The sequence below is a fragment of the Streptomyces sp. NPDC034099 genome (assembly GCF_055575415.1).
The window spans coordinates 156,679-181,406 of sequence record NZ_JBVISR010000001.1 but is presented as its reverse complement, the minus strand read 5'-3'; the positions used below and the strand labels follow the sequence as shown (position 1 = coordinate 181,406).

23 protein-coding genes and 1 pseudogene are annotated in these 24,728 nt (G+C 73.0%); 16 read left to right on the top strand and 8 right to left on the bottom strand.

Annotated elements, in window-relative coordinates; genetic code table 11:
- The first annotated feature begins 13 nt into the window (after positions 1–13).
- From ACZ56V_RS00815 to ACZ56V_RS00805, 3 genes are all read left to right on the top strand, one after another.
- Positions 14–1,174, top strand: a complete 1,161-nt coding sequence (locus ACZ56V_RS00815; protein WP_468938174.1) for a family 2 encapsulin nanocompartment cargo protein polyprenyl transferase — start codon at positions 14–16, stop codon at positions 1,172–1,174.
- A gap of 212 nt (positions 1,175–1,386) precedes the next feature.
- Positions 1,387–1,983, top strand: a complete 597-nt coding sequence (locus ACZ56V_RS00810; RefSeq protein WP_398913050.1) for a GNAT family N-acetyltransferase — start codon at positions 1,387–1,389, stop codon at positions 1,981–1,983.
- A gap of 75 nt (positions 1,984–2,058) precedes the next feature.
- Positions 2,059–2,643 (top strand): dihydrofolate reductase family protein, encoded by a 585-nt coding sequence (locus ACZ56V_RS00805; RefSeq protein WP_398913048.1) that lies wholly within the window; start codon positions 2,059–2,061, stop codon positions 2,641–2,643.
- 120 nt (positions 2,644–2,763) lie between these two features.
- On the opposite strand, the gene sodN is transcribed toward ACZ56V_RS00805, so the two are convergent.
- A complete protein-coding gene (sodN, locus tag ACZ56V_RS00800; protein ID WP_003973716.1) occupies positions 2,764–3,159 on the bottom strand; it encodes a superoxide dismutase, Ni in 396 nt (131 codons plus the stop codon).
- 145 nt (positions 3,160–3,304) lie between these two features.
- Here sodN and sodX point away from each other — a divergent pair, with 145 nt between their 5' ends.
- On the top strand, positions 3,305–3,742 hold the full coding sequence (gene sodX, locus ACZ56V_RS00795; RefSeq protein ID WP_052840747.1) for a nickel-type superoxide dismutase maturation protease: 438 nt from the start codon (positions 3,305–3,307) through the stop codon (positions 3,740–3,742).
- Here sodX and ACZ56V_RS00790 read toward each other — a convergent pair.
- Positions 3,646–4,275 (bottom strand): CGNR zinc finger domain-containing protein, encoded by a 630-nt coding sequence (locus ACZ56V_RS00790; RefSeq protein WP_468938170.1) that lies wholly within the window; start codon positions 4,273–4,275, stop codon positions 3,646–3,648. The genes sodX and ACZ56V_RS00790 overlap by 97 nt on opposite strands.
- A 98-nt stretch (positions 4,276–4,373) precedes the next feature.
- Here ACZ56V_RS00790 and ACZ56V_RS00785 point away from each other — a divergent pair, with 98 nt between their 5' ends.
- Complete coding sequence (locus ACZ56V_RS00785) at positions 4,374–5,171, top strand: class I SAM-dependent methyltransferase (RefSeq protein WP_468938167.1); 798 nt, start codon at positions 4,374–4,376, stop codon at positions 5,169–5,171.
- Between the two features lie 59 nt (positions 5,172–5,230).
- On the opposite strand, the gene ACZ56V_RS00780 is transcribed toward ACZ56V_RS00785, so the two are convergent.
- From ACZ56V_RS00780 to ACZ56V_RS00770, 3 genes are read right to left on the bottom strand one after another with little or no spacing between them, the layout of a single operon-like run.
- Positions 5,231–5,992: an amino acid ABC transporter ATP-binding protein gene (locus ACZ56V_RS00780; RefSeq protein WP_356360390.1), complete on the bottom strand. Its 762-nt coding sequence runs from the start codon at positions 5,990–5,992 to the stop codon at positions 5,231–5,233.
- Positions 5,989–6,939, bottom strand: coding sequence for an amino acid ABC transporter permease (locus ACZ56V_RS00775; RefSeq protein WP_398913039.1), 951 nt, complete (start codon positions 6,937–6,939; stop codon positions 5,989–5,991). Before ACZ56V_RS00775 ends, ACZ56V_RS00780 begins: the two co-directional genes overlap by 4 nt.
- Positions 6,940–6,969: 30 nt before the next feature.
- Positions 6,970–7,932, bottom strand: coding sequence for an ABC transporter substrate-binding protein (locus tag ACZ56V_RS00770; protein ID WP_468938163.1), 963 nt, complete (start codon positions 7,930–7,932; stop codon positions 6,970–6,972).
- 620 nt (positions 7,933–8,552) lie between these two features.
- Between ACZ56V_RS00770 and ACZ56V_RS00765 the strand changes: the two genes are divergently transcribed.
- From ACZ56V_RS00765 to ACZ56V_RS00750, 4 genes are all read left to right on the top strand, one after another.
- Positions 8,553–9,782, top strand: a complete 1,230-nt coding sequence (locus ACZ56V_RS00765; RefSeq protein WP_467381679.1) for an NAD(P)-dependent malic enzyme — start codon at positions 8,553–8,555, stop codon at positions 9,780–9,782.
- A gap of 340 nt (positions 9,783–10,122) precedes the next feature.
- On the top strand, positions 10,123–11,088 hold the full coding sequence (locus tag ACZ56V_RS00760; protein ID WP_468938161.1) for a zinc-binding dehydrogenase: 966 nt from the start codon (positions 10,123–10,125) through the stop codon (positions 11,086–11,088).
- Between the two features lie 116 nt (positions 11,089–11,204).
- Positions 11,205–11,414 (top strand): helix-turn-helix domain-containing protein, encoded by a 210-nt coding sequence (locus ACZ56V_RS00755; protein WP_059300758.1) that lies wholly within the window; start codon positions 11,205–11,207, stop codon positions 11,412–11,414.
- Positions 11,414–11,980 carry a Clp protease N-terminal domain-containing protein gene (locus tag ACZ56V_RS00750; RefSeq protein ID WP_467381677.1) on the top strand — a complete coding sequence of 189 codons (567 nt, stop codon included), beginning with the start codon at positions 11,414–11,416 and terminating at the stop codon, positions 11,978–11,980. Before ACZ56V_RS00755 ends, ACZ56V_RS00750 begins: the two co-directional genes overlap by 1 nt.
- Positions 11,981–12,050: 70 nt before the next feature.
- On the opposite strand, the gene ACZ56V_RS00745 is transcribed toward ACZ56V_RS00750, so the two are convergent.
- Together ACZ56V_RS00745 and ACZ56V_RS00740 are read right to left on the bottom strand one after the other, a co-directional pair.
- Positions 12,051–13,115, bottom strand: coding sequence for a PadR family transcriptional regulator (locus ACZ56V_RS00745; RefSeq protein ID WP_467381675.1), 1,065 nt, complete (start codon positions 13,113–13,115; stop codon positions 12,051–12,053).
- A 1-nt stretch (position 13,116) separates the two neighbouring features.
- Positions 13,117–14,067, bottom strand: a complete 951-nt coding sequence (locus tag ACZ56V_RS00740; protein WP_468938157.1) for a DUF4097 family beta strand repeat-containing protein — start codon at positions 14,065–14,067, stop codon at positions 13,117–13,119.
- 137 nt (positions 14,068–14,204) lie between these two features.
- Between ACZ56V_RS00740 and ACZ56V_RS00735 the strand changes: the two genes are divergently transcribed.
- Positions 14,205–15,047 carry a hypothetical protein gene (locus ACZ56V_RS00735; protein ID WP_468938155.1) on the top strand — a complete coding sequence of 281 codons (843 nt, stop codon included), beginning with the start codon at positions 14,205–14,207 and terminating at the stop codon, positions 15,045–15,047.
- A gap of 120 nt (positions 15,048–15,167) precedes the next feature.
- Here ACZ56V_RS00735 and ACZ56V_RS00730 read toward each other — a convergent pair whose 3' ends face one another.
- Entirely contained in the window at positions 15,168–15,356 is a 189-nt protein-coding gene (locus ACZ56V_RS00730; protein ID WP_468938152.1) for a DUF6104 family protein, read from the bottom strand.
- A gap of 179 nt (positions 15,357–15,535) precedes the next feature.
- Between ACZ56V_RS00730 and ACZ56V_RS00725 the strand changes: the two genes are divergently transcribed.
- From ACZ56V_RS00725 to ACZ56V_RS00700, 6 genes and pseudogenes are all read left to right on the top strand, one after another.
- Positions 15,536–16,006 carry a CU044_2847 family protein gene (locus tag ACZ56V_RS00725; protein WP_467381669.1) on the top strand — a complete coding sequence of 157 codons (471 nt, stop codon included), beginning with the start codon at positions 15,536–15,538 and terminating at the stop codon, positions 16,004–16,006.
- Complete coding sequence (locus ACZ56V_RS00720; protein WP_468938148.1) at positions 16,003–18,204, top strand: VMAP-C domain-containing protein; 2,202 nt, start codon at positions 16,003–16,005, stop codon at positions 18,202–18,204. The genes ACZ56V_RS00725 and ACZ56V_RS00720 overlap by 4 nt, the downstream gene beginning before the upstream one ends.
- Before the next feature lie 169 nt (positions 18,205–18,373).
- Positions 18,374–19,396, top strand: a complete 1,023-nt coding sequence (locus ACZ56V_RS00715; protein WP_356360411.1) for an AAA family ATPase — start codon at positions 18,374–18,376, stop codon at positions 19,394–19,396.
- Between the two features lie 85 nt (positions 19,397–19,481).
- Positions 19,482–22,772, top strand: a complete 3,291-nt coding sequence (locus tag ACZ56V_RS00710; protein WP_468939329.1) for an SAV_2336 N-terminal domain-related protein — start codon at positions 19,482–19,484, stop codon at positions 22,770–22,772.
- Between the two features lie 87 nt (positions 22,773–22,859).
- Complete coding sequence (fxsA, locus tag ACZ56V_RS00705; protein WP_398913023.1) at positions 22,860–23,054, top strand: FxSxx-COOH cyclophane-containing RiPP peptide; 195 nt, start codon at positions 22,860–22,862, stop codon at positions 23,052–23,054.
- A gap of 184 nt (positions 23,055–23,238) precedes the next feature.
- Positions 23,239–24,402, top strand: a pseudogene (locus tag ACZ56V_RS00700) (FxsB family cyclophane-forming radical SAM/SPASM peptide maturase); the annotation flags it as partial.
- Between the last annotated feature and the right edge of the window lie 326 nt (positions 24,403–24,728).

Genomic DNA, 24,728 nt, shown 5'->3' with positions numbered 1-24,728 from the left:
GGAAGGTGAGTCCATGACGGAGACCTCGCGCGGCGCCACCGCGACGCGCCGTCCCAGCGAAACGCCGGAAAGGCACACGCCCATCGGCACGCAGCGCGAGAAGGAGCCGAGGGAGCCGTCCGACGGGCAGGGACAGGAGGTGGCCGAAGGGCACGAGGCAGCCGTACTCCTGAGCGAGTCACGGGCGTCGGTCGATCCCGAACTGCGGTCCGCCATCGCATCGCTGCCCGAGTCGATGCGCCGGATCGCGCTCTACCACTTCGGCTGGCAGCACGCGGACGGCACACCGGCGGCGGGCAACGCGGGCAAGGCGATCCGCCCCGCGCTCGTCCTCACCGCGGCGACCGCGCTCGGCGGGCCGGCGGCCCGCGCGGCGGCCGGCCGGGCCGCCGCGGCGGTGGAACTGGTCCACAACTTCACCCTGCTGCACGACGACGTGATGGACCGGGATGCCACCCGGCGGCACCGGCCGACCGCGTGGACCGTGTTCGGCGACGCCGACGCGATCCTCGCCGGGGACGCCCTCCAGGCGCTCGCCCTGCGGCTGCTCGCCGCGGACCCGCACCCGGCGGCCGCGGCGGCGGCCACCCGGCTCGCCGACTGCGTCATGGAGCTGTGCGAGGGCCAGCACGCGGACACGGCCATGGAACGGCGCCCGCCGGGCGAGGTCACGCTCGACGAGACGCTCGCCATGGCCGAGGCCAAGACGGGGGCCCTGCTGGGCTGCGCCTGCGCCCTCGGCGCGCTGTACGCGGGTGCGGCCACGGAGGACGTAGAGGCGCTGGACGCCTTCGGCCGTGAGGCCGGACTGGCCTTCCAGCTCATCGACGACGTCATCGGCATATGGGGCGACCCGAGCCGCACCGGCAAGCCGGCCGGTGCGGACCTGGCCACCCGCAAGAAGTCACTGCCGGTCGTCGCCGCCCTGACCTCCGGCACCCCGGCCGCCGCCGAACTGGCCGAGCTGTACGCGGCGCCGTACGACGAGGGCAAGGAGGACCTGGAGCACACCGCCCTGGCCGTGGAGCGGGCCGGCGGCCGGGACTGGGCGCAGGCCCAGGCGGCCGACCGGATGGCGAGGGCCATGCAGGAGCTGGCCCGTGCCGTGCCCGAGCCAGAGGCGGCCGGCGGCCTGCTCGCGCTGGCCGAGTTCGTGACCCGGCGCAGCACCTGAGCCTCGCCACGCAAGGCCCCGGAGCCCGTGCAGGGCCGTACGGCACCTGACCGACGTACGGCCGCACCGCCGACGGCTCCGGTCCGGCGGGTCCCGCACTTCCCCACGGTGTGCGGGGCCCGCCTCTCTGTCTCTCCCACTGGGGGGGGCGGGCCCAGCCGTTAGGCTCAACCGCCGTACGGGCAAGCGGTGTTGAGTCGGAGGGGCGAGGCATGGGTGTGGTGATCCGGACGGCGGGGGAGGACGACCGGGATCTGGTCGTCCGGTTGCTGGACGAGGCTTTCCAGGACGATCCGGTGAGCGGCTGGGTCTTCCCCGGAGAGGAGTACCGGCGCCGGACGCACCACCGGCTCATGGCCGCGTTCGCCGACGCGGTCTTCGCCGACGGGCGCATAGACCTCACCGAGGACGGTGCCGCCTGCGCGCTGTGGCTGCCCGTTCCGGCGGACGAGCCCGAGGACGCCGAGGGCGGTCCCGCACAGCTCCGCCAGACCGTCGACCCGGAGAACGAGCGCGTGGAGCTGATAGCCCGGCTGACGGGTGGCATCCACCCCGCCGGCCGGGCCCACGAGTACCTGTGGATGATCGGCGTGCTCCCCGGGCGGCAGGGCGAGGGGCTGGGCACCGCGCTGATCGAGAGCGTCCTCGACCGCTGCGACCGCGAGGGGCTGCCCGCCTACCTCGAGGCGAGCAGTGCCCGCGGCAAGGTGCTGTACGAGCGTCTCGGCTTCGAGTTCACCGGCCGGGCCCTGGACCTGCCGGACGGACCCCGTATGTGGCCGATGTGGCGAGAGCCGCAGACCCTGTAATCCGATAATCCACTTCCCACACTACTACGCCTGGAGTACTGTGAACGTAGTGGTCAATGTGAAGGGGAGACCGGTTTGCGCAAACTCACGTACTTCGTCGCCTGCTCGATCGACGGCTTCATCGGCGGCCCGGACGGCGACGCGTCGTTCATGGTCCCGTTCGTCGACGAGGAGTTCTTCGAGTTCCTGAAGTCGGAGTACCCGGAGACACTGCCGACCCACGGCCGTCGGCCGCTCGGCATCGACGACCTGCCGAACAAACGGTTCGACACGGTCGTCCAGGGGAGGGCCAGCTACGACCTGGCCCTCAAGGAGGGCGTCACCAGCCCGTACGCACATCTGCGCGAATACGTCGCCTCGCGCACGCTCACCGGGTCGCCCGACCCGAACGTCGAGATCATCTCGGCGAACCTGGTCGGCAGGGTCAGGGAGTTGAAGGCGGAGGACAGCGCCTTCGACATCTACCTGTGCGGCGGCTCGGCCGTCGCCGGCGAGCTGGTCGACGAGGTCGACGAACTGGTCATCAAGACCTACCCGGTGGTGCTCGGCACCGGCATGCCCATGTTCGCCTCCGGCTTCGAGGTCACCGAGTTCGTGCCGGACTCGGTGCGGACCTTCGGCAACGGCGTCGTGGTGCGGACGTACCAGCGGAAGCGCTGAGCCGCCGCCCTCCCCGACCAACGCCGAAGGGGCCCGGCCATGGTGGCGGCCGGGCCCCTTCGGGCTGTCCTGCGGCCTGCGATGGTGCACCGATCGCCGGCCCCGGGATGCTGACGTTCGTCAGGCCTTCTTGGTCTCCCAGAAGATCTTGTCGATCTGGGCGATGTAGTCCAGGGCCTTCTGACCGGTCGCCGGGTCCTTCGAACCCTTGGCGGCCGACAGGGCCTTCAGGGTGTCGTTGACCAGCTGGTGCAGCTCCGGGTACTTCTCGAAGTGCGGGGGCTTGAAGTAGTCGCTCCACAGCACGGAGACGTGGTGCTTCGCCAGCTCGGCGCGCTGCTCCTTGATGACCGTGGCTCGCGTCTGGAAGTGCGGGTCGTCGTTGCCGGCCATCTTCTCCTGGACGGCCTTCACCGACTCCGCCTCGATGCGGGCCTGGGCCGGGTCGTACACGCCGCAGGGCAGGTCGCAGTGGGCGCTGACCGTGACCTTGGGGGCAAACAGGCGGGAAAGCATGAAGCGTTCCTTCCTCGTGATCGTCTTCTCAGGGGGGACATTACTCCCTGGGAAGCCCGATTTCGCGAGTGCCCCCGTGGGCTTAGGACAAAAGTCCGGGGTGAGACTGAGACTGGTGGAGGAAAGACCGGGGAGGTGCCGGGTGATGCCGGAGCAACTGTCGCAGGAGACCGAGCGTGCCAGAGGGGCGTTGCCCTTCGGGCCGGCCGAGGTGACCGGGCCGTCGATGGTGCCCACGCTGCACCACGGTGACGTGCTGCTCGTGCACTGGGGAGCGCGGGTCCGGCCGGGTGACGTGGTCGTACTGCGGCACCCCTTCCAGCAGGACCTGCTCGTGGTCAAGCGGGCGGCCGAACGGCGCGGGGCCGGCTGGTGGGTGCTCGGGGACAACGCGTTCGCGGGCGGGGACAGCACCGACTACGGGGTGGTCCCGCAGGACCTGGTGCTGGGCAGGGTCCGGTTCCGGTACCGGCCGCCGCGGCCGGGTCAGCGTTCGCCGCTCGCCGTGGTCCGCTGGGCACTGTCGGCGGTCAGGCCGGTGCTGGCCGACCGGTCCGCCTCCAGGCGCTTGCGGGCGCGGTAGGCCGCCACGTTGGCGCGGGTGGCGCAGCGGTCGGAGCAGTAGCGCCGGGAGCGGTTGGTGGAGGTGTCCAGGTAGGCGTTGCGGCAGGGGGCCGCCTCGCACAGGCCCAGCCGGTCCACCCCGTACTCGGTGAGGTGGAAGGCCAGGCCCATCGCCGCGATGGCGGCGAAACCGGCGGTCGCGTTGGAGGGGTGGTCCGCCAGGTGCATGTGCCACAGCGGGGAGCCGTCCTCCGCGCGGTGGTCGTGGCCGGAGATCTGCGGGCTCACCGGGAACTCCAGGAGCAGTGAGTTCAGCAGGTCCACGGCGAGGGTCTCGTCGCCGCCGTCGGCCGCCTCGAAGACCGCGCGCAGCCGTCCCCGGACCGAGCGGAACCGGGTCACGTCGGCGTCGGACGCGCGGCGGGCCGCCGACTGGTTGGTGCCGAAGAGCTCACGGACGGCCTCCACCGAGGTCAGGGAGTCCTGGCCCCGCGACGGTTCCTCGGTGTTGACGAGACGTACGGCGTAATCCGAGTAATAGGCCAGTTCCACTTGTAGTCCTTACGAAGGGGCTCTAGGGTCGTGCCTGCGGTCAGGTAACAGCTGATCGTGCTTCCAGGGTATTACGCGACGCAGCACGGAGGGGCTCGATGACGAACGCGGACACCACCACGGCGACCACGACCACCACGACCACCGCGGCGGGTGCCGACTGGCAGGCCTGGCAGCAGAGCTGGGACCGGCAGCAGGAGTGGTACATGCCGGACCGGGAGGAACGGTTCCGGATCATGCTCGACATGGTCGAGGCGCTCGTCGGGCCCACGCCCCGCGTGCTGGACCTGGCCTGCGGCACCGGCACCATCACGGCCCGGCTGCTCGACCGGTTCCCGCAGGCCACGAGCACCGGCGTGGACCTCGACCCCGCGCTCCTCGCCATCGCCGAGGGCACCTTCGCGGGCGACGAGCGGGTCTCCTTCGTCACCGCCGACCTCAAGGACCCCGACTGGCCGTCGAAGCTGCCGTACGACTCGTACGACGCCGTGCTGACCGCGACGGCCCTGCACTGGTTCCACGCCGAACCCCTCGCGGATCTCTACGGGCGGGTCGCGGAGCTGGTCCGCGACGGTGGCGTCTTCATGAACGCGGACCACATGATCGACGACACGACGCCCAGGATCAACGCGGCCGAGCGCGCCCAGCGGCACACGCGGATGGACGCCGCCAAGGGCGAGGGCGCGCTGGACTGGTCCGAGTGGTGGCAGCTCGCCGCCAAGGACCCGGCGCTCGCCGAACCCACCGCCCGCCGCTTCGAGATCTACGGCGAGCACGCCGACGGCGAGATGCCCTCGGCGGCCTGGCACGCGCGCGTGCTGCGCGAGAAGGGCTTCGGCGAGGCGCGGCCGGTGTGGTGCTCGCCGTCGGACACCCTGCTGCTGGCGGTCAAGTAGGACCACACGCCGAAGGGGCGGTACGGAGATCCGTACCGCCCCTGGCCTCTCGCCCGGTCTCAGAGGACCTTGGACAGGAACGCCTTCGTCCTCTCGTGCTGCGGGTCGGTCAGGACGTCGCGCGGGTTGCCCGACTCGACCACCACGCCGTTGTCCATGAAGACCAGGCTGTCGCCGACCTCGCGGGCGAAGCCCATCTCATGGGTGACGACGACCATCGTCATGCCGGACTCCGCGAGGTCGCGCATGACGTCGAGGACGTCGCCGACCAGCTCGGGGTCGAGCGCCGAGGTCGGCTCGTCGAACAGCATCAGCTTCGGGTCCATGGCCAGGGCCCGTGCGATGGCGACGCGCTGCTGCTGGCCGCCGGAGAGCTGCGAGGGGTAGTTGCCGGCCTTGTCGGCCAGGCCCACGCGCTCCAGGAGGGCCCGTGCGCGGTCCCTGGCCTGGCCCCGGCTCATGCCCTTGACCTGGACCGGCGCCTCCATGACGTTCTCCACGGCCGTCATGTGCGGGAACAGGTTGAAGCGCTGGAAGACCATGCCGATGTCCCGGCGCTTGAGGGCGACCTCGCTGTCCTTCAGCTCGTAGAGCTTGTCACCCTTCTGGCGGTAGCCGACCAGCTCGCCGTCGACGTACAGACGCCCGGCGTTGATCTTCTCGAGGTGGTTGATACACCTGAGGAAGGTGGACTTGCCGGAGCCGGAGGGGCCGATGAGGCAGAACACCTCGCCCTGCTTCACCTCCAGGTCGATGCCCTTGAGGACCTCGACGGCGCCGAAGGACTTGTGCACGCCCTCGGCCTTGACCATGGCGGTCATGCCGCACCTCCCGTCGTGCTGGAGCGGTTCGACAGGGAGAACAGGTTCGCCCTGATCTTCTGCAGCGGGGTGGGCGGCAGACTGCGGCTGGAGCCGCGGGCGTAGTAGCGCTCCAGGTAGTACTGGCCGACACTGAAGACCGAGGTCAGCAGCAGGTACCAGGCCGCCGCCAGGAACAGCATCTCGGCCGGGGCGCCCGAGGTCTGGCCGATGTCCTGGGCGACCCGGAACAACTCGGCGTACTGGACGACCGACACCAGGGAGGTCGTCTTCAGCATGTTGATGACCTCGTTGCCCGTCGGCGGCACGATCACGCGCATCGCCTGCGGGACCACGATCCGGCGCAGCGTCTTGGCGTGGCTCATGCCGAGCGCGTGCGCCGCCTCGGTCTGGCCCTCGTCGACCGCGAGCAGACCGGCCCGGCAGATCTCCGCCATGTACGCGGCCTCGTTGAGTCCGAGACCGAGCAGCGCCGTCAGGAACGGCGTCATGAAGTCCGACCACTCGTCGCGGTAGAACGGGCCGAGGTTGATGTACTCGAAGACCAGGCCGAGGTTGAACCAGACGACGAGCTGCACCAGGACCGGCGTGCCGCGGAAGAACCAGATGTAGAACCACGAGATGGACGAGGTCACCGGGTTCTTCGAGAGCCGCATCACGGCGAGCAGGATGCCGCCGACGATGCCGATCAGCATCGCGAGGACGGTGATCAGCAGCGTCTTGCCCATGCCGGTCAGGACGCGGTCGTCGAAGAAGTAGTCCGGGATCGCAGCCCAGTTGATCTTGCCCTGGGAGAACGCGTAGACGACCGCGGCCAGCAGCGCGATCGCGACGACCGCGGAGACGTACCGCCCGTAGTGCCGGACCGGGATGGCCTTGATGGCCTCCGGCGGGGTCGGCGGGGTGCCGGACGGGCCGCCCGGCGTCTTGTCGATGTCAACAGTCACGGATGTTGCCTTTCAGTGCCCGCCGCGCGGTCACTTGCCGCCGTTGACGGTGGCCTGGGTGACGGCGCCTTCCGCCACGCCCCACTTGTCCATGATCTTCTTGTACTCGCCGTTGGCGATCACCGCGTCCAGCGCCGCCTTCAGGGCGTCACGCAGCCGCGCGTTGTCCTTGGCGACCGCGATGCCGTACGGCGCGGCCTCGACCTGCTCGCCGACGAGCTCGAAGTCCTTGCCGCCGCCCGAGGTCTTCACCGCGTACGCCGCCACCGGGAAGTCGGAGGAGCCGGCGTCCGCGCCGCCCGCGCGCAGGCGGGTCTGGGCCTGCTGGTCGTTGTCGAAGGCCTCCATGGAGATCTTCTTGCCGGCCGGGCACTTCTCGTTCTCGGCCTTGGCGAGGTCCTCGGAGACCGTGCCGCGCTGGAGCACGAGCTTCTTGCCGCACAGGTCGGACCAGGTCTTGATGCCCTGGTCGTCGCCCTTCTTGGTGTAGATCGAGACACCGGCGGTGAAGTAGTCGACGAAGTCGACGCCCTGGCCGACCTTCTTGCCGGTGTCGGAGTCGATGCCCTCCTGGCGGTCCTTGGTGTCGGTCATCGCGGACATCGCGATGTCGTACCGCTTGGAGCGCAGACCGGTGATCAGGGTGTCGAAGGTGCCGTTCTCGAACTCGAACTTCACCCCGAGCTGCTTGCCCAGGGCGTCCGCGAGGTCCGGGTCGATACCGGCGGTCTTGCCGGAGTCGTCCTTGAACTCGACCGGGGCGTACGCGATGTCGGAGCCGACCTTGATGGTGCCCTTGTCGCGGATCGACTGCGGCAGCTTGTCGGCCAGCGGAGCACCGCTCGCGGACTGGTTGTCGCTGCCGCCGGAGTCGCTGTTCTCGGTCTGGTCGCCGCATCCGGTGAGCAGCAGAGCGCCTGCGACCGCGATCGCACCGACCGCTGCTAGCCGGGAGTGCGCGGCGGTCGTACGACGGGTGGAGCGTGCGGTCATGGTGGTTCCTCCGGCGGATGAGGGAGTTGCCGATGGGACGGGACGCCGGCCGGGGACCGGCCGGTGCCGTGGGTCGACGAGAGCACACACCTTCGAGTGCCGCGACCTCGTGCGATTACGGCATCTTGCCATTCGGACTCGGCCGTTCAGGGGGGCCGTCATGTCAAAATCGGATAACGGGTCGGCCCCCGAACCGCACCAGGTCGGTACATCACGACCGAACCTTTACGGGAATCTGCCCCTCCGGCCGGAAGATCTGCGGAATTTCTCGTTATCCGAGCATGGATCGCGGGTGGGCGGGGTCGTCGAGGGTGGCGTCCGCGGCTCTGTCAAGAGGCGCCGGGAGGTTGTCCGGAACCTCGGCTATGAGCCATGTCACCGACATGCGGCGTTCGGGGTCCGGCATGTGAGCTTGCGCTTATCGGACTCGTCGCGGGAGGCGTCCGTCGGGTAAGAAGGTTCTTTACACCCCTCATCAGGGGCTCAGGGCGCGTGTGCGGCGCGCCCGTCGCGCAGGGGCCCGCGTGGCCCAGACAGCCATCTCCCTGTGCGGTGCCCGCCCATTCCTCACCAGGAGTGGACAAACCCTCAAACCATGAACTCTTAAGGGGTAAGACAAAGTGGCAGCGGAGATCGTCAATCCTCGCAGCGACAGCGAAGCCGGTGCGGACCAGGGGGAGGGCGCCGAGCCGCTCGACTCCTTCGACCCCGCGTTCGCGCTGCACCGCGGCGGCAAGATGGCCGTGCAGGCCACCGTGCCGGTCCGCGACAAGGACGACCTGTCCCTGGCGTACACGCCCGGCGTCGCGAAAGTGTGCAGCGCGATCGCCGAGCAGCCCGACCTCGTCCACGACTACACCTGGAAGTCGTCGGTCGTCGCGGTCGTGACGGACGGCACGGCGGTGCTGGGACTCGGCGACATCGGGCCCGAGGCGTCCCTTCCCGTGATGGAGGGGAAGGCCATCCTCTTCAAGCAGTTCGGCGGAGTGGACGCGGTCCCGATCGCCCTGGACTGCACGGACGCCGACGAGATCGTCGAGACCGTGGTCCGGCTCGCACCCTCGTTCGGCGGCGTCAACCTGGAGGACATCTCGGCGCCGCGGTGCTTCGAGATCGAGCGCAAGCTCCAGGAGCGCCTGGACATCCCGGTCTTCCACGACGACCAGCACGGCACGGCCGTCGTGACGCTGGCCGCCCTGCGGAACGCGGCGCGGCTGAGCAAGCGGACGCTGGGTGAGCTGCGGGCGGTGATCTCGGGTGCGGGCGCGGCCGGGGTCGCCATCGCCAAGATGCTGGTGGAGGCCGGTATCGGGGACGTCGCGGTCGCCGACCGCAAGGGCGTGGTCTCGGCCGACCGGGACGACCTGACCCCGGTCAAGCAGGAGCTGGCCTCCTTCACCAACAAGGCCGGGCTGTCCGGCCCGCTGGAGGCGGCCCTCGCGGGTGCCGACGTCTTCATCGGCGTCTCCGGCGGTACGGTGCCGGAGCCGGCGGTGGCCTCGATGGCCGAGGGCGCCTTCGTCTTCGCGATGGCCAACCCGAACCCCGAGGTGCATCCGGAGGTCGCCCACAAGTACGCGGCGGTCGTCGCGACGGGGCGCTCGGACTTCCCGAACCAGATCAACAACGTGCTGGCGTTCCCGGGCATCTTCGCGGGCGCGCTGCAGGTGCGGGCGTCGCGGATCACCGAGGGCATGAAGCTCGCGGCGGCCGAGGCGCTGGCCTCCGTGGTGGGGGACGACCTCGCCGCGGACTACGTCATTCCGTCGCCGTTCGACGAGCGGGTCGCGCCGGCCGTCACGGCGGCGGTGGCGGCGGCGGCCCGGGCGGAGGGGGTCGCGCGCCGGTGACGGTGTGAGCCCTGTGTGTGGCGTGTGGTGAGCGGCCTCGTCCTTGGTGGACGGGGCCGCTTGTCCTTGGGTGCGGGTGCGGGTGCGGGTGCGGGTGCGGGTGCGGGTGCGCTCGTGCTGGGCGGGGGTGGGGGCGCGGGCCGGCGCCGGCCGGGTGCCGCTGCGCCCACCCTCCCCCACTCTCGGCTTCGCACGAGCGGGGGGACCCCCATCGCCCCAGCGGCACGACTGCCCGCAGCTACGGGGCACGACTGCCCGCAGCTACGGGGGTGCGCAAGAGGGGGTGTGTCACATGGGGCTGTGGTTCCGGTTGGGCGGTGGGGAACCTATCGTCAAGGTCATGTTCGCTGTCTACGCCGCCCGAATCGACCGCGACCAGCCGCTGGCCGGCCTGGAGTTGGGAGAGCTTCCGGCTCCCGAGGCCCGGCCCGGCTGGAGTGTCGTCGATGTCAGGGCCGCCTCCCTCAACCACCACGACCTGTGGTCCCTGCGCGGCGTCGGCCTCCCCGAGGACCGGCTGCCGATGATCCTCGGCTGCGACGCGGCCGGGATCGACGCCGACGGCAACGAGGTCGTCCTGCACTCCGTGATCGGCCAGACCGGCCACGGGGTCGGCCCCAAGGAGCCCCGCTCCATCCTCACCGAGCGCTACCCGGGGACGTTCGCCGAGCAGGTCGCCGTGCCGACCTGGAACGTCCTCCCCAAGCCCAAGGAGCTCTCCTTCGAGGAGGCCGCCTGTCTGCCCACCGCCTGGCTGACGGCGTACCGGATGCTGTTCACCAACGCCGGGGTGCGTCCCGGTGACTCGGTCCTGGTGCAGGGCGCCGGCGGTGGGGTCGCCACGGCCGCGATCGTGCTCGGCAAGGCGGCGGGGCTGCGGGTCTTCGCGACCAGCCGGGACGAGGCCAAGCGCAAGCGGGCCCTGGAGCTCGGTGCGGTGGAGGCCGTCGAGCCCGGTGCGCGGCTGCCGCAGCGGGTGGACGCCGTGATCGAGACCGTGGGCGCCGCCACCTGGTCGCACTCGATCAAGTCGCTCCGGCCGGGCGGCACGCTGGTCATCTCCGGTGCCACCAGCGGCGACCGGCCCTCCCACGCCGAGCTGACCCGGATCTTCTTCCTGGAGCTCAAGGTCGTCGGCTCCACGATGGGCTCCAAGGACGAGCTGGAGGACCTGCTGTCCTTCTGCGCTGCCACCGGAGTGCGGCCCGTCCTCGACGAGGTGCTTCCGATGGACCGGGCGCGTGAGGGGTTCGAGCGGATGGCCTCCGGCGGTCAGTTCGGCAAGATCGTGCTCAGCAACTCCTGACGGGTTACCTCACTTGCGGCGGGTCCGGTTCCCCGGGCCCGCCGTTCGCGTTCGCCGTGGGCCTTCATGTGTCAACTAGGGTTGACATTCACTGGATGTCAACTTACGTTGACAGTATGAGCGAAGCAACGGATCTCGCCACGCGTGCGGGTGACCGCGATCCCCGGATCGGGCTGCGAGCCGTCGCCGCCCTGCGGAAGCTGGTGGAGCAGCTGGAGGCCGTACAGGTGCGCAGCGCGCGGCAGCAGGGGTGGTCGTGGCAGGAGATCGCCACGGAACTCGGGGTCAGCAGGCAGGCCGTGCACAAGAAGTACGGGAGGCATTGATGTTCGAGCGATTCACCAAGGACGCCCGCGCGGTCGTGCAGGGGGCGGTCGGACACGCCGAGGAGGCGCGGGCGGGGACCGTCGAGCCCGAGCACCTGCTGCTCGCCCTGCTGGACCGGGAGGGCAGTCGCGCCTCCTTCGCGCTGGCGGCACTCGGCGCCGGCGAGCACCGGGAGGCGGTACGTCAGGCGCTGCGGGACGCGCGGCGCCGTGCCGGTCTGTCGCAGTCCGAGACGGAGGCCCTCGCCGGACTGGGGATCGACGTCACGGAGATCGTCGCCAGGGTGGAGGAGGCCCACGGCGTGGGGGCGATGTCCGCCGACGACCGGAAGGCCGGGCGCCGGTGGTCCGGACACCGGAGCTTCAGCCGGGGCGCCAAGGAGGTCCTGGAGAAGGCGCTGCGGGTCGCCGTCGCCCGTCGCGACCGGCACATCGGGGACGAGCATCTTCTCCTCGCCCTGGCCCTGCGCCCCGGTGTGTCCGCCGAGGTGCTCGCCGACCACGGGGTGACCCACGCCTCGCTGACCAGGGTGCTGGGCGACGGCGCCGGGGAGGCCTGCGCCTGACCGGCGCCTCCCCGGTCGCGCGCGGCGCCCCTGAGGGGATGGCGGGGCGCCGTGTCGAACCCGGCCGGGCTCAGGCCCTCGGTGTGCGCAGGATCGCCCCGATGTGGGCCGCCGCCTCCGACAGGCGGCGGCGGGTGTCGCGCAACTGGTCGGCCGTCACACCGTGGTCCCGGGCCGCGTCGCGAATGTCGTCCCTGAAGCGGTCGAGCAGCCGGTCCAGGTCACGGGCCGGGTCGCCGGTCGACTCCGCGGCGTCCTCGTGCGCCCAGCTCGGGGCGTATCCGGCGGGGAAGTCCTCGGGCGTGACGGAGTACTCGGGGCGGTGGGAGGTGCTCCCGGTGTCGGTGCGGCCGAAGCCCCAGTCCTTGCCGAACTCCTTCCCGAAGTCCTTGCCGAAGTCGCCGACCTCCTTGGCCAGTTCGCTCAGCCCCTCGCGCAGTCCCGTCGGCCAGTCGCCCCGCGAGAAGTGGTCCTGCACCTGTTCCTGCACGCGCTGGGCGATGCGCTGGACCTCCTCCTGCGCCTGGGCGCGGGCCCGCTCCTGGGCCTCCTTGGCCTGGCGCCGGGCCCGCTGTGCCTCGTCGCGGGCGCGACGGCTCTCGTCCTTGGCGCGGCGGGCCTGCTCCTTCCACTCCTGCTTGACCCGCCGCATCTCCTCCTTGGCGGCCCGCCAGGCCTCCTTCTCCTCGGCGTCCCCGGCACCGCCGGCGGAGTCGGGGCCCTCGTCGTGCGCTCCGGAGGCGCCCCGACGGGCCGCGGTGGCCGCGGCCCGCATCTCACGCCGCAGATCGCCGGCCGCGCCCCGCACGTCGGCCCGGATCTCGGCGGCCAGCTCGGCGACCGACTCGCGGATCTCCAGCTCCAGATCGGCCAGCTCACCGCTGCGGTCGGCCAGCTCGGCGCGCCCGGCGTCGGTGATGGCGTACACCTTGCGGCCGCCCTCGGTGGTGTGGGTGACCAGGCCCTCCGCCTCCAGCTTGGCCAGGCGCGGATACACCGTGCCCGCGGACGGGGCGTACAGGCCCTGGAAGCGTTCTTCGAGGAGCCGGATCACCTCGTACCCGTGGCGCGGGGCCTCGTCCAGAAGCTTGAGGAGGTAGAGGCGGAGGCGGCCGTGGGCGAAGACGGGGGGCATGTCAGAGCACCTTCTTGTCGGTCGTGCCGTCGGAAGGGGCGTCGGTGGCGCCCTGGTCCCGGACGGAAGCGGAATTGTCCCCCGAGTCGCCCTGCGTCCGGCCCGCCGGGTCGGAGTCCTCGGGCTCCCGCTCCCACGGTGTGTCCTCGGCCGCCGGACGGCGGAGCAGGGCGATCGAGCCGGAGACCGTGGTGGCCTTCAGCCGACCGTTGCCCGCGCCGAGCCGGCCGGTGATGCGCTTGGCCCCCCACTGGCCGCCCACCCGGAGGTCCTCGAAGGCGCTGCTGACCATGCCGCTGGCCGTGTTCGCCTCGACCTGGGCGTCCGCCGGCTGGGGCAGCCGGATGGCGATCTCGCCCGAGACGCTGTTCAGGCTGATGTCGGTGGGGCCACCGGCCGGGTGCAGGTCGACGATCATCGACCCGCTGACCGAGTCGGCCCGCACGGAGGAGCCTGCCTCGACCACCGTCAGGTCGCCGGAGACGGAGTTGAAGCGGAGGTCGCCGGTGAGGGCCTGGGCCTCCACGTTCCCCGAGACGGTGTCCGCGCGGACGGGGCCCGCGAGGCTCACCAGGGTGGTGTCCCCGGAGACGCCCTTGACCTCGGCGGGTCCGTCGAGGCCCGAGACCACGGCCGCGGCGCTGACCGCGCCCACCTCCACCCGGGTGCCGGTCGGCACCGCGAGGGAGACCACCGCACTGCGGCGCCAGCCCTTGCGGTCCAGCCACTTGAGGAAGCCCTTCCAGGGCAGGTCCTCGTAGGCCACCGTGAGCACGCCGTCCCGGTGGGTCACGACGAGAGGTGGGCCCTCGATCTCGGAGACCTCCAAGCGGGCGGAACCTTCGTCCGTGCCCACCACGTTCACCGTTCCGCTGGCAATGCGTACGTGGAGCCGGCTCACGGACTCGTCGAAGGTGAGCTTCCTGGGCTCCGCGACGGACCACTCGGACATGGTGCAGACCTCCTCGACCGAACGCGCCATATCGCGTCCCTCGCAATTCACGATATATCGCGGACACGGAAAGTCAAGGCACCCGTTCTGGTGATCAACGATCGGCCGGGCAGGCCGACCTGCCCTAACTTGTCACTATGTCGACGGAAGAGTCCGTGTCCGCTCCCGCTCCCGGCGCCCTGCTGCTCTGCCGCGCCGAGCCGGACTCCGTCGCCGTCGTCGCGCCCCTGCTGGGCGAACCGATGCCGCTGGTCCGGGCCGGTGACGGGTGGAGCGTGCTCGTGCCGGAGGGCGGGCCCTGGCGGGACGGGGGAGAGCCGGTCGACCGCGTCGTGACCGGCTGGGCGGCGGCGCTCGCCGTCGGAGCCCCCTGGCCCGTACTCGCCCTGTGGTGGGACGCCGACCGGGCCGGATACACCCTCGCGTCCGGATTCCGCCGGCCGGTGGGCTACGTGTGGCTCGCGAACGGCACGCCGGCCGGCGAGGACGAGGCGATGCGCACCTTCGCCGCCCGGCTGGGCCTGGACCCGGTCCTGGACGCGCAGTCGCTGGACCGGCTGACCCGGACCGATCCGGACGCCGGTCGCGAACCCGGGGCGGCCCGGGCCGGTGCCGGCGCCCGGGCCAGGCTGCGCGGACTGCTCGCGGTGCTCACACGCGCGGGGGTCACCCTCCCCGCCGGGCTCGACCCCGGCGAAGGCGCCGACCACCTCGGCGCGGCCGCCCGCGCCGTGCCCGGAGTGCGTTGGACCGAGGCCGCCGGACGCCGCCCCGCCGCCGACGGGTGCCGTCCGGCCGCCTGGATGCCCTGGCCGGGCGGCCCGGGGGCCCGCGCCCTGGCCGTGGCCCAGATGGTGACGGGCCTGCCGCTCACCGTCTGGGGTCTGCGGCGCCGCAGCGGAGGCTGGATCGCGGCGGGGGCGCTGCTGGTCGGGCACGGCGCGCTCGGCGCGGCCCACGGGCTCTCCAGGCGCCCCTGACGGTCCGCCCCGACGGTCCGGCGGGCCCCGCCGTGCCGCCGAGGCGCCCCGAGGGCCGGCCGTGCCTACGTGCTCCTCTCGGCGCCCGTGCGCCCCTGCCCGTCCTCGTCTCCCGGTGTCCTACTCGTCCTCGTCCTCGTCCTCGTCGTCCAGCCGTGCCAGCCACGTGGCCAGGCGCTCCACCGGTACTTCGAAGTCCGGGTTCAGGTCGACGAACGTGCGCAGCTGCTCGGCGAGCCACTCGAAGGTGATCTCCTCCTCGCCGCGCCGCTTCGCCAGCTCCTCGATGCCGCGGTCGGTGAAGTACATGGATCGTGCTCCGTCGGGTCTTTGCAGGGTTGAGAGCCTCCCGTGCGGGAAGAAACCTGTGCCTGCGGGGTGGAGAGATGGGGTCTGTCCGTCGGTTGTGAAGAGACAGCACAAGGATAGGCGTCCACAGGGCCGTGCCTTCCGGGGCCGTCGAGGGGGCGCGGGGACGGGGGAATCGCATGGGAGAGGAAGCGACGCGCGTCACGCGCATCGTGCTGCCGGACGGAACACCGGTCTGGGCCCGGATCTCGGGCGCGGCGGAGCTGCCGGTGCCCTCCGGGCAGCTGTCGTTCAGCGACACCGGCTTCGGCGAGCGGATCGAGGCGAGCGTCGAGAGTCTGAACGCGCTCGTGACCGGTGTCGCGCACTCGCTGGCGGAACCGTTGCGCGCGGTGCGGCCGGACGAGGTGAGCGTCCAGTTCGGCATCGAGCTGACGGCCAAGGCCGGCAAGGTCGTGGGCCTGCTCGCCGACGGTGAGGCCAAGGCGGGCATCTCGGTCACCCTCACCTGGCACGGCGGCCCGCCGGCCCCGCCCGCGCCCGACGCCCGCGCCCCGGGTGGTGAGCCCCCCGGCGCCGGCGCGGACGCGTCCGCCCGCGCTCCGGGGCACGGTGGGACCGGTGACGCCGCTTCCGGGAGCGGGGCGTGACGCACGGACGCGCCCCCGGCGCACCGGGGGCCCACGACGCGGCCCGCCGTGCGCTGCGTGGCCTCGTCATGGCGGCGACCGTTCGCATTCATCGGCCGGACGCCGGGTATGCCCTCGACGAACCCGGGACGTTCCTCGGCAGCGGCTACTTCGTCGCGCCGAGCTGGGTTCTGACCTGCGCACACGTGGCATGCGGCGGTGAGGGGGGCGAGGTCGTGGTGGTGTACGAGCCCGCACCGGGCCGCGGCATGTCCGCGGTCTCTGGCCACGTGGCGGCGGCGCTGCCCGAAGGGTTCGGACCCGTGCCCGGCAACTGGCCCGCCCCCGACCTCGCGCTGGTGCGGTTGAGCGAGCCGGTCGACCACGAGTGCGTGTACCTCTCCGAGCGCCCCGCGGCCTACTTCGGCGAGGGCAAGGTCCTGTACGCGGGTTGGACGGTGGTCGACGGGCGGCTGAGCCTGCTCGACGGCACCCTCACCGTGCAGGGCACCATCGGCGGCTGGACCACGGACGTCCAGATGCGGCTCGGGGACAACGACCTGCCGGACGGTGTCTCCGGCGGCCCCGTGATCGATCCGGAGCGCGGCGAGGTCATCGGCGTACTGAAGTCGCGCTCCGACCACGCGCGCGGGGGCACGTCCACCGGGCTCGAACAACTGCGGACGCTGCCCGTGCCCGCCGGGGAGCTGAAGGCGGAAGCAGACGATCTGTACCAGGCGGTGGTGCACGCCCACGACCGGTACCACCGTGACCGGCAGCGCCATCCGGACGCGCGCCGTCACACCTGGGCCGACGTGCAGAGCCGGCTCGGCGCCCGGCCCGGTCAGACGCTGAGCCCCGACGAGCGCGTCCAGTTGCTCGGCCGTCTCGCGGACCTGCCGCCCCCGGCCAGCACCCGTGACCTGCTGGACCTCCTCGACTCGCTGCAGGACTTCGAGGCCCCCGCTCCGCTGCCCGCCCCGCGCGGCTGGCGGGACGGACTCGGTGCCCTGTACGAGTACGCGCGCGACGACGGCGCCCTCTACCTGGTGCTCGACTACGCGGTGCACGCCATGACCGCCGACCGCCCGTTCCTCGCGCCCAGTACGCCGGCCGCCGAGGAGGCCCTGTGGGCCGGGGTGTGGCAGGCTGCCCAGCGGCTCGGCCCCGGCCGCCGGACCGCCCTCGTCCAACGGCGGAAGGCCAGGATGGAGGCGCGCAGGCCCGCCCCGGTGGTGGGCGCCCGGCGGACCGCGCTGTCCGCCGGTGATCGGGGACGGGCCGCGACCGGACAGTCGTCCGTGCTGGTCGAGATCGTGCGGCGGGGCTGGGAGCCGGACCGCTGCGACTGGTCGGTCTTCGTCGTGCGCTCCGACGGAGAGGCGAAGCGCCTCAAGGAGGTCCAGCGAGTCCCGCTCGCCGACCTCGCCACCCATCTGTCCGCACCGCTCAAGGAGGCGTTCCGGCAGTGCGACACGCCGGGCCGGCCGGCGGTCCTGCAGGTGGCGACGGAGCACTCGCTGCTGGCACTCGACGTGGACGAATGGAAGCTCGGCCCCGAGGACGAGCGGCTCGGCACCCAGCGCCCGGTCGTCCTGCGCTGCTCCGACCGCGACCAGCTGACAGAGAACGCCGAGCAGGCCGAGTACGCGGAGTACGGCGAGCCCGGGGAAAGCTGCGGAATCGGCGGGAGGCACGGGACCGGCGGAGGCGGCGAGCAGTCCGCGGCCGCCTTGGACGGTGACTACCGGCTGGACATCGACGAGGAACGCAGGGCCCGCTGGCGCTGGCTGCACGCACACCCGGTGACGGCCGCGGTCCTCGACTGCGACGACGGCCTGCGCAAACCGGTGCCGCCCGTCGAGGAGTTGCGGGGCCTGTCGCACGGCACGGTCCCGGTGCTGTGCCGCTTCGACGGCCACGGCCGCGAGGCCGACACGGAGGCGCTCGCCCGGCTCGTGCGCGGCGGTTTCGGCGTGGCGCTGTGGCGCCGTCGGCATGTGCTGCCCGAGACGGTCTGCGGCGAGTTCCACCGCGGCACCCTGGACCAGATCGCGGGCCCGACCGGCGCCCACCGGTTGCCCGAGGCCGTGCGCGACCTGCGCTTCAGACTGCGATCGGGACGGCCCGAGACCTTCTGGGCCCACGGCATAGCGCTGCTGTACGACGATCCGCACCAGCCCCTGCCCGGCGCGGGCGACCTGCTGGAGGCACCGTGACCGCGGCCCGCGCGTGCCCGGGTCGATCATGCGCCCCGGTGTTTCAAGTCCCTTTGCCAAGGGACCCGTTGGGTGATGTGCCTCTTACCAGTCCCGTTCAGGATCGATACCGTGATGGACGCCCCCACGACGACAGCGCCCCCGGACGAGTGACGACGAGGATTGGATCATGACCGAATCCAGCGAGTGGCTCATCTACCGGGGCGCCGGCGAACCCCACGACGGCCTCGACCGGCTTCCCGACCCGCCTCCGTGGCGGGACTTCACCAGCCGGGACGCGGCGGGCTCCGGCGACGGGTCCCAGGACCGCAGGCTCGGCGCCCACCGGCACCTGGCCGAACTGCACCGGCCGGGCGCCGAGGAACTCGAGATGATCAACGCCGCGCTGTACCTGCGCCGGCCGCTCCTGGTCACCGGCAGCCCCGGCGCGGGCAAGAGCACCCTGGCCCACTCGGTGGCGTACGAACTGGGCCTGGGCAACGTACTGCGCTGGTCCATCGTCAGCCGCTCCGAACTCCAGGACGGCCTGTACCACTACGACGCCATCGCGCGCCTGCAGGACGTGCAGATCGCCGCGCAGGCGGACAACGGCCCCGGGTCCGGGACGCCGGGCGCGGTCGACGGTATCGGCGGCTACATCCGGCTCGGCCCCCTCGGCACCGCCCTGCTGCCCTCCGACAAGCCGCGTGTCCTGCTCATCGACGAGCTGGACAAGAGCGACATCGACCTGCCCAACGACCTCCTGAACGTCCTGGAGGAGGGCGAGTTCGCCATCCCCGAGCTGGAACGCATCGCGGACCGGCTGCCGGACCGCACGGCCGAGGTGCTCACCGCGGACGGCGTGAAAGTGCCGGTGCGCGACGGCCGCGTGCGCTGCCGCGCCTTCCCGTTCGTGGTGCTCACCAGCAACGGCGAACGCGACTTCCCGGCCCCGCTGATGCGGCGCTGCATCCACCTGGAGCTCGGCCGCCCCGACCACAACCGGCTCGCCACCTTCGTACGGGCCCACCTGGGCGACGAGGCGGCCCGCGCGGGCGACGACCTCGTCACCCGGTTCCTGGAGCGGTCCCGCAGCGAGCTGCTGGCGACGGACCAGTTGCTCAACGCGATCTACCTCACCGACGCCGCCGCCACGCCCAGCCGCGACCGCCTGGCCGACCTGCTCATCCAGCGGCTCGATCGCCCGAGGTGACGCGATGCCCGACGAGACGGCGCGTCACGGTCCCGGCCACCACGGCGCCCCCGGCGCCGAGGGTTCCGAAACAGGGCGCACCGACGTGCCCGCCGACGACCCGCTCGCCCGACTCGTCCTGAGGCTGCGGGAGATCGGCCTGGACCCGGACGCCGAGCAGCTCTGCGACGCGCTCTGGCTGGCCCGGTGGACCCGGTCCGCCGACGCCGCGGACGCTCCGCCCGACCCCGGTGCCCCCTCCGCGCCCCCGGCGGCCCGCCCGTCCGCCCGGCCCGTGGTGCTGCCGGACGACACCCGGCCGCCCGCGCCCGAGCCCCCCGACGCTCCGCCCGCCCGGCGCGTGGCCCTCTACCCGCCGCCCCCCGGCCAAGGACCCGGGGTGCGCGGAGCCGGCCGGGCCGGCGCGCTGCCGGTGGGCGTGCCCGCCGCCCCCGTGCTGCCCGCGCCGCTCGAACTCCAGCGAGCCCTGCGCCCCTTGCAGGGCTACCGGAGCCCGGCCACACCGCTGCGGTCCGAACTCGACGAGGTCGGCACCGCGGAGACGAGCGCCCGGGCCGGCGGACTGATCCTGCCCGTCCGCCGGTACCTGTCCCGCGGCGACGCCCGGCTGCAACTGGTGCTCGACGCCTCCACCTCGATGCGCGTGTGGGGCCGGCTGTTCGCCGAACTGGCCCAGATCTTCAGCCGGCTGGGAGCCTTCTCGGACGTCCAGGTCAGCCACCTGCACCAAGGGCCGGACGGGGGCCCGGCCGTCAGCCGCAGCGCCGACCCGCACGGTGCGCCGCTGCACGCCGCCGACCGGCTCAGCGATCCGACCGGACGCCGGATCGTCGTCCTGGTCAGCGACTGCGCCGGCCCGCTGTGGCACAGCGGCCACGCCCACCGGCTGCTCCACCACCTGTCCCGGCAGGGCCCCGTCGCCGTGCTCCAGCCGCTGCCGCAGCGCATGTGGAACCGCACCCGGCTGCCCGTCACCTTCGGTGGCCTCTCGCGCGGTGACACCCTGGGCGGCGGCGCCGCGCTGCGGGTGCGCACCACCTCCGGCACCTCCACCGAGGCCCGCCGGGGCGCGCTGGCCGTCCCCGTACTGCCGCCGGAGCCCGTGGCCCTCGGTTCGTGGGCGCGCCTGCTGTCGGGCTCCGGGCCGGTCCCGGGCGCCGTGGGCTGGGTGCGTGCCGACCAGCCGGCCGCCCCGGCGGCCCGCCCGGCCCGCCGCCGCACGCCGTTGGAACGGGTCAGCAGGTTCAGCGCCGGAGCGTCTCCGGCCGCCGCGCGCCTGGCCGTCTATCTCGCGGCGACCCCGCTCTGCCTCCCGGTGATGCAGCTGGTCCAGCGGACGATGCTGCCCGGGTCCGGCCCGTCCGAACTCGCCGAGGTACTCGTCGGCGGCCTGGTCACCCGGGCCCGCGCGGACCACGGCGAGGACGGCTCCCAGTGGTACGACATCGACCCCGAGATACGCGAGGCCCTGCTGTCCCGGCTCGGGCGGGACGAGGCCATGCTGGTGCTCAAGCACTGCTCGGAGTACATCGAGCAGCACTTCGGCAAGGGCGGCCCCAACTTCCCGGCGCTCGCGCTCGCCCAGCTCGGCGACGACGGTCCCGGACACCCGCACCCGCACACCTCCGGCGCCGAACCCGGGTACCCGGGCGAGAACGGCGGCGACGGCGGGGCCGCCCCGGTCCCGCAGCCCTTCGCGGAGGTCGCCGCCCGGATCCTGGAGCGGTTCATGCCGTTGCCCGAGCAGTTCGCGACGTACGACAGCCGGACCGGCCCGCGGATCACCGCGGAGCGGCCCACGCACCGGGCGGTCGTCCGGGCGCGCGCCCTGCTCTCCCGGTTCGACGGCGAGGGCATGGTCCAGGACCTCATCGACGCCGTACAGCTGCTGCGCGGCGCCACCGAGCAGGAACGGCCCGCCGGCGCCGACCCCGAGCTGTGGGGCGAGTACGCGCGCTGCACCCTGCGGCTGTGGGAGGTGCAGGGCGGTGCCGCGCTGCTGAAGGAGGCCACCCGGGCCGCCGAGCGGGCCGCCGCGCCCCCGCACGCCCTGCGCGAACGCGCCGTCCTCGCGCGCGTGCTGCACGCCGCCGCCACCGACGCGCGACGGCGCGGAGACCGGTCCGGCGCGCTCGACCTGCTGCGCCGCGCCGACCGGGAGTACGCGGTCGCGTGCGCGGCACCCGGCCTGGACGAGGAGGAGGCGCTGCGGCTCACCCTGGAACGGGTCGCCTCCCTGGAGACCCAGTGGCGCCTGGGCGGCGACAGCGCTCTCCTGCAGAGTGCCGTCGGCATGCTGGAGGCGTTCGCCGACGCCTGGCCCGACCGGAGCGACCGCCCCTCCGAACTGCTGCTGGCCCACGGCCGCACCCTGCTGCGTCTGGCCGAGGTGACGGCGGACCCGGTGCAGGTCCGGCTGTACGCGGAGCAGTCGGCGCGGTCGCTGCGCCGCGGACTGGAGGCCGGTCCGGAACAGGACACCGCCGAGGCCGTCCGTGACCGGGTGCGGGTGCTCATCGACCTGGTCGACGCGCTGCTGGCGGCGGGCGGCCCGCTGGACGAGGCCCAGGCCCGGACCGACGAGGCCCTCGGCCGCGTACGCGAGCAGGCCCAGCGCGCGGCGTTGCTGGTCCGCGCGGGGCGGGTGGCGGTCGCACGCTACGCCGAGTCGGGGGAGCCGCCCGAACTGCACGGGGCCGCCGACCGTTTCGCGCAGGCGGCGCACTGGATGTCCCGGGACGCGCCCGCGCACGCGGACGTGCTCGCCGAGTGGGGGAGCGTACTGCTCCGGCTGGCCGCCCTGGAGCCCGCCCACCGGCGTCAGGAGCAGGTGTCCGGAGCGATCCGAGTGCTGCGGGACTGCCGGATGGAGACCCCGGCGGGCAGCCGGCGGGTCGCCCACCGGCTGCTGCTCCTCGGACAGGCGCTCATGCTCCGGTACCAGGCGCGCGGCGACCGGGTCGATCTCAGGGAGGCGGAGCATCTCTTCGGGCTCGCCGCGGCCGACGCGGAGGACCCGTTGCTGGCGGCGCGCTGCCGACTGGAGCTGGGGCAGGCCCAGTTCGAGGCGTTCCAGAGTCTCGGCCGCGCGGCGCGCCTGGACGTGGCGGTGGACGCCTTCCGGGCGGCCGCCGAGTCGGCCCGCCGGGCGGAGGAGGAGGCCGAAACGGAGCGCCGGCGCCAGGAGGCCGTGGAACTCGCCGCACAGGCGCACCACTGGCGGGGTATGTCCTTCGAGGCGGCCGTCCGGCCCCGCGCGGCCCGGGACGCCTACGCGGCGGCGCGGGCGCAGTGGGACCGGTTGCCGGACGACCGTCTGGCCACGGGGGAACCGACCGCGCGGCAGACGGCGCAGCGGCTCGCCGACCTGGAGTGAGGGCGGAGGCAGGAAAGCCGGACGCGGGAGGCCTCAGACCTGGCCCGAAGGGGCAGCGGGGCAGCGGAGCGGAGGAGAGGAACGGACATGGACACACAGGACGGGGCCGGGGCGGAGCAGGTGCTTCCGGATGCCGGGGAGCCACTGCCGGACCTGCTGGAACTGGACCTCGCACAGCTGGGCACCCTCGATCACCCGGTGCTGCGCGAGGTGCTGGGCGAACTGAGGGCGCGGGCGGCGGAGCCGAGCGAGATGCTGTGGGGTTTCGACAACTCCTTCTGACCAGTGGCCGCGGTCATCCTGGGGCCTGAAGACATGTGAACAGGACAACTTCTGCGGCGTCGAGTTTCGGGCACCCGCCGCGCCGGGAATGCGGCTCCGTGCGGCACGGGGCCGTGGCGCCGACTCGCGGCGGCACCGGCCGGATCGTTACGGCATGGGGGGTGCTGGAGTGTCGGAACAGGCCATGACCGGCCCGGCTCCCGTCGTTCCGGGTCCGCGGAGCGGTCCCGAAGGCCCCTTTCCCTTCCGCCAGTTCATCGTCAAGATGCACGGCCGCTGCAACCTCGCGTGCACCTACTGCTACCTCTACGAAGGTCCCGACAGCAGTTGGCGCGACCGCCCCGCCGCCGCCTCCGCCGCCGTCCTGGAGCGCACCGCCACCCGCATCGCCGAGCACGCCGCCCGGCACGCGCTGCGTGACCTCGCCCTGGTGCTGCACGGAGGCGAACCGCTGCTCGCGGGGGCCGGGCCGCTCGCCGCGGTCGCCGGGCGGGTGCGGGAGCTGGTCCCGCCGGGGTGTCAGATCCACGCCACCGTGCAGACCAACGCCACCCTGCTCACCGAGAAGCGCCTCGCCGTACTGGCCGACGCCGGCGTCCGTGTCGGCATCAGCCTCGACGGAGGCGCCGCCGCCCACAACCGACGCCGGGTGGACCACGCGGGCCGTCCGTCCTGGCCCGCCGCGGCACGGGGGGCCCGTCTGGTCGCCGAGCGTTTCCCGGAGGCGTACGCGGGTCTGCTGACCGTCGTCGACCCGACGCTGGACCCGGTCGAGACGTACGAGTCGCTGCTCGACCTGCGCCCGCCCGCGCTGGACCTCCTGCTGCCGCACGGCAACTGGTCGGCGCCGCCGCCGGGCCTGACCGGCGTGCGGTACGGCGACTGGCTGTGCGCCGTCTTCGACCGCTGGTGGGCCGCCGGGCGGCGTGAGGTCCGGGTGCGGCTCTTCGAGGAGTGCGTGGCGCTCCTGCTGGGTCTGCCCGCGGCCACCGAGGCGCTGGGGCTCGCGCCGTTCGACGCGGTCGTGGTGGAGACCGACGGGTCGATCGAGCAGGTCGACTCGCTCAAGTCGGCCTATCCCGGCGCCGCGCGGACCGGCCTCGACGTGTTCCGTCATTCGTTCGACGAGGCGCTGCGGCACCCGGGCGTGGCCGCCCGGCAGGCGGGCACCGCGTCGCTCGCGGGGCAGTGCCGGGCCTGCCCGCTGCTGCGGGTGTGCGGAGGCGGGCACTACGCGCACCGCTACCGCGCCGGGCACGGCTTCCGGAACCCCTCCGTGTACTGCGCGGACCTCCAGCGCTTCATCCGCCATGTGTCCTCGCGTCTCACCGCCGCCGCGAGCGCAGGGGCCTCGGGCGGCTCGTCCGTGGGCGGTTCGTCCGCGGCCGGCTCATCTGCGGCCGGTTCGGCGTCGGCCGGTTCGGCCGCGGTTGGTTCGTCCGCGCCCGGCCCGTCCGTGACCGGCTCGTCTGTCGCCGGTCCGTCTGTGGCCGGTCCGGCCGCGACCGGCTCGTCCGTGGCCGGTCCGCCGTCGGCAGGTCCGTCCGCGACCGGCCCCGCGGCGACCGGCTCGGGCAGTTCGGCAGGCCCGGCTTCGGCCGGTGCGGGGGGTTCGGCTGGCCACGCCTCGGCCGCTTCGGCTTCGACCTGGCCGGTCGCGGCCGGAGGGGGCGC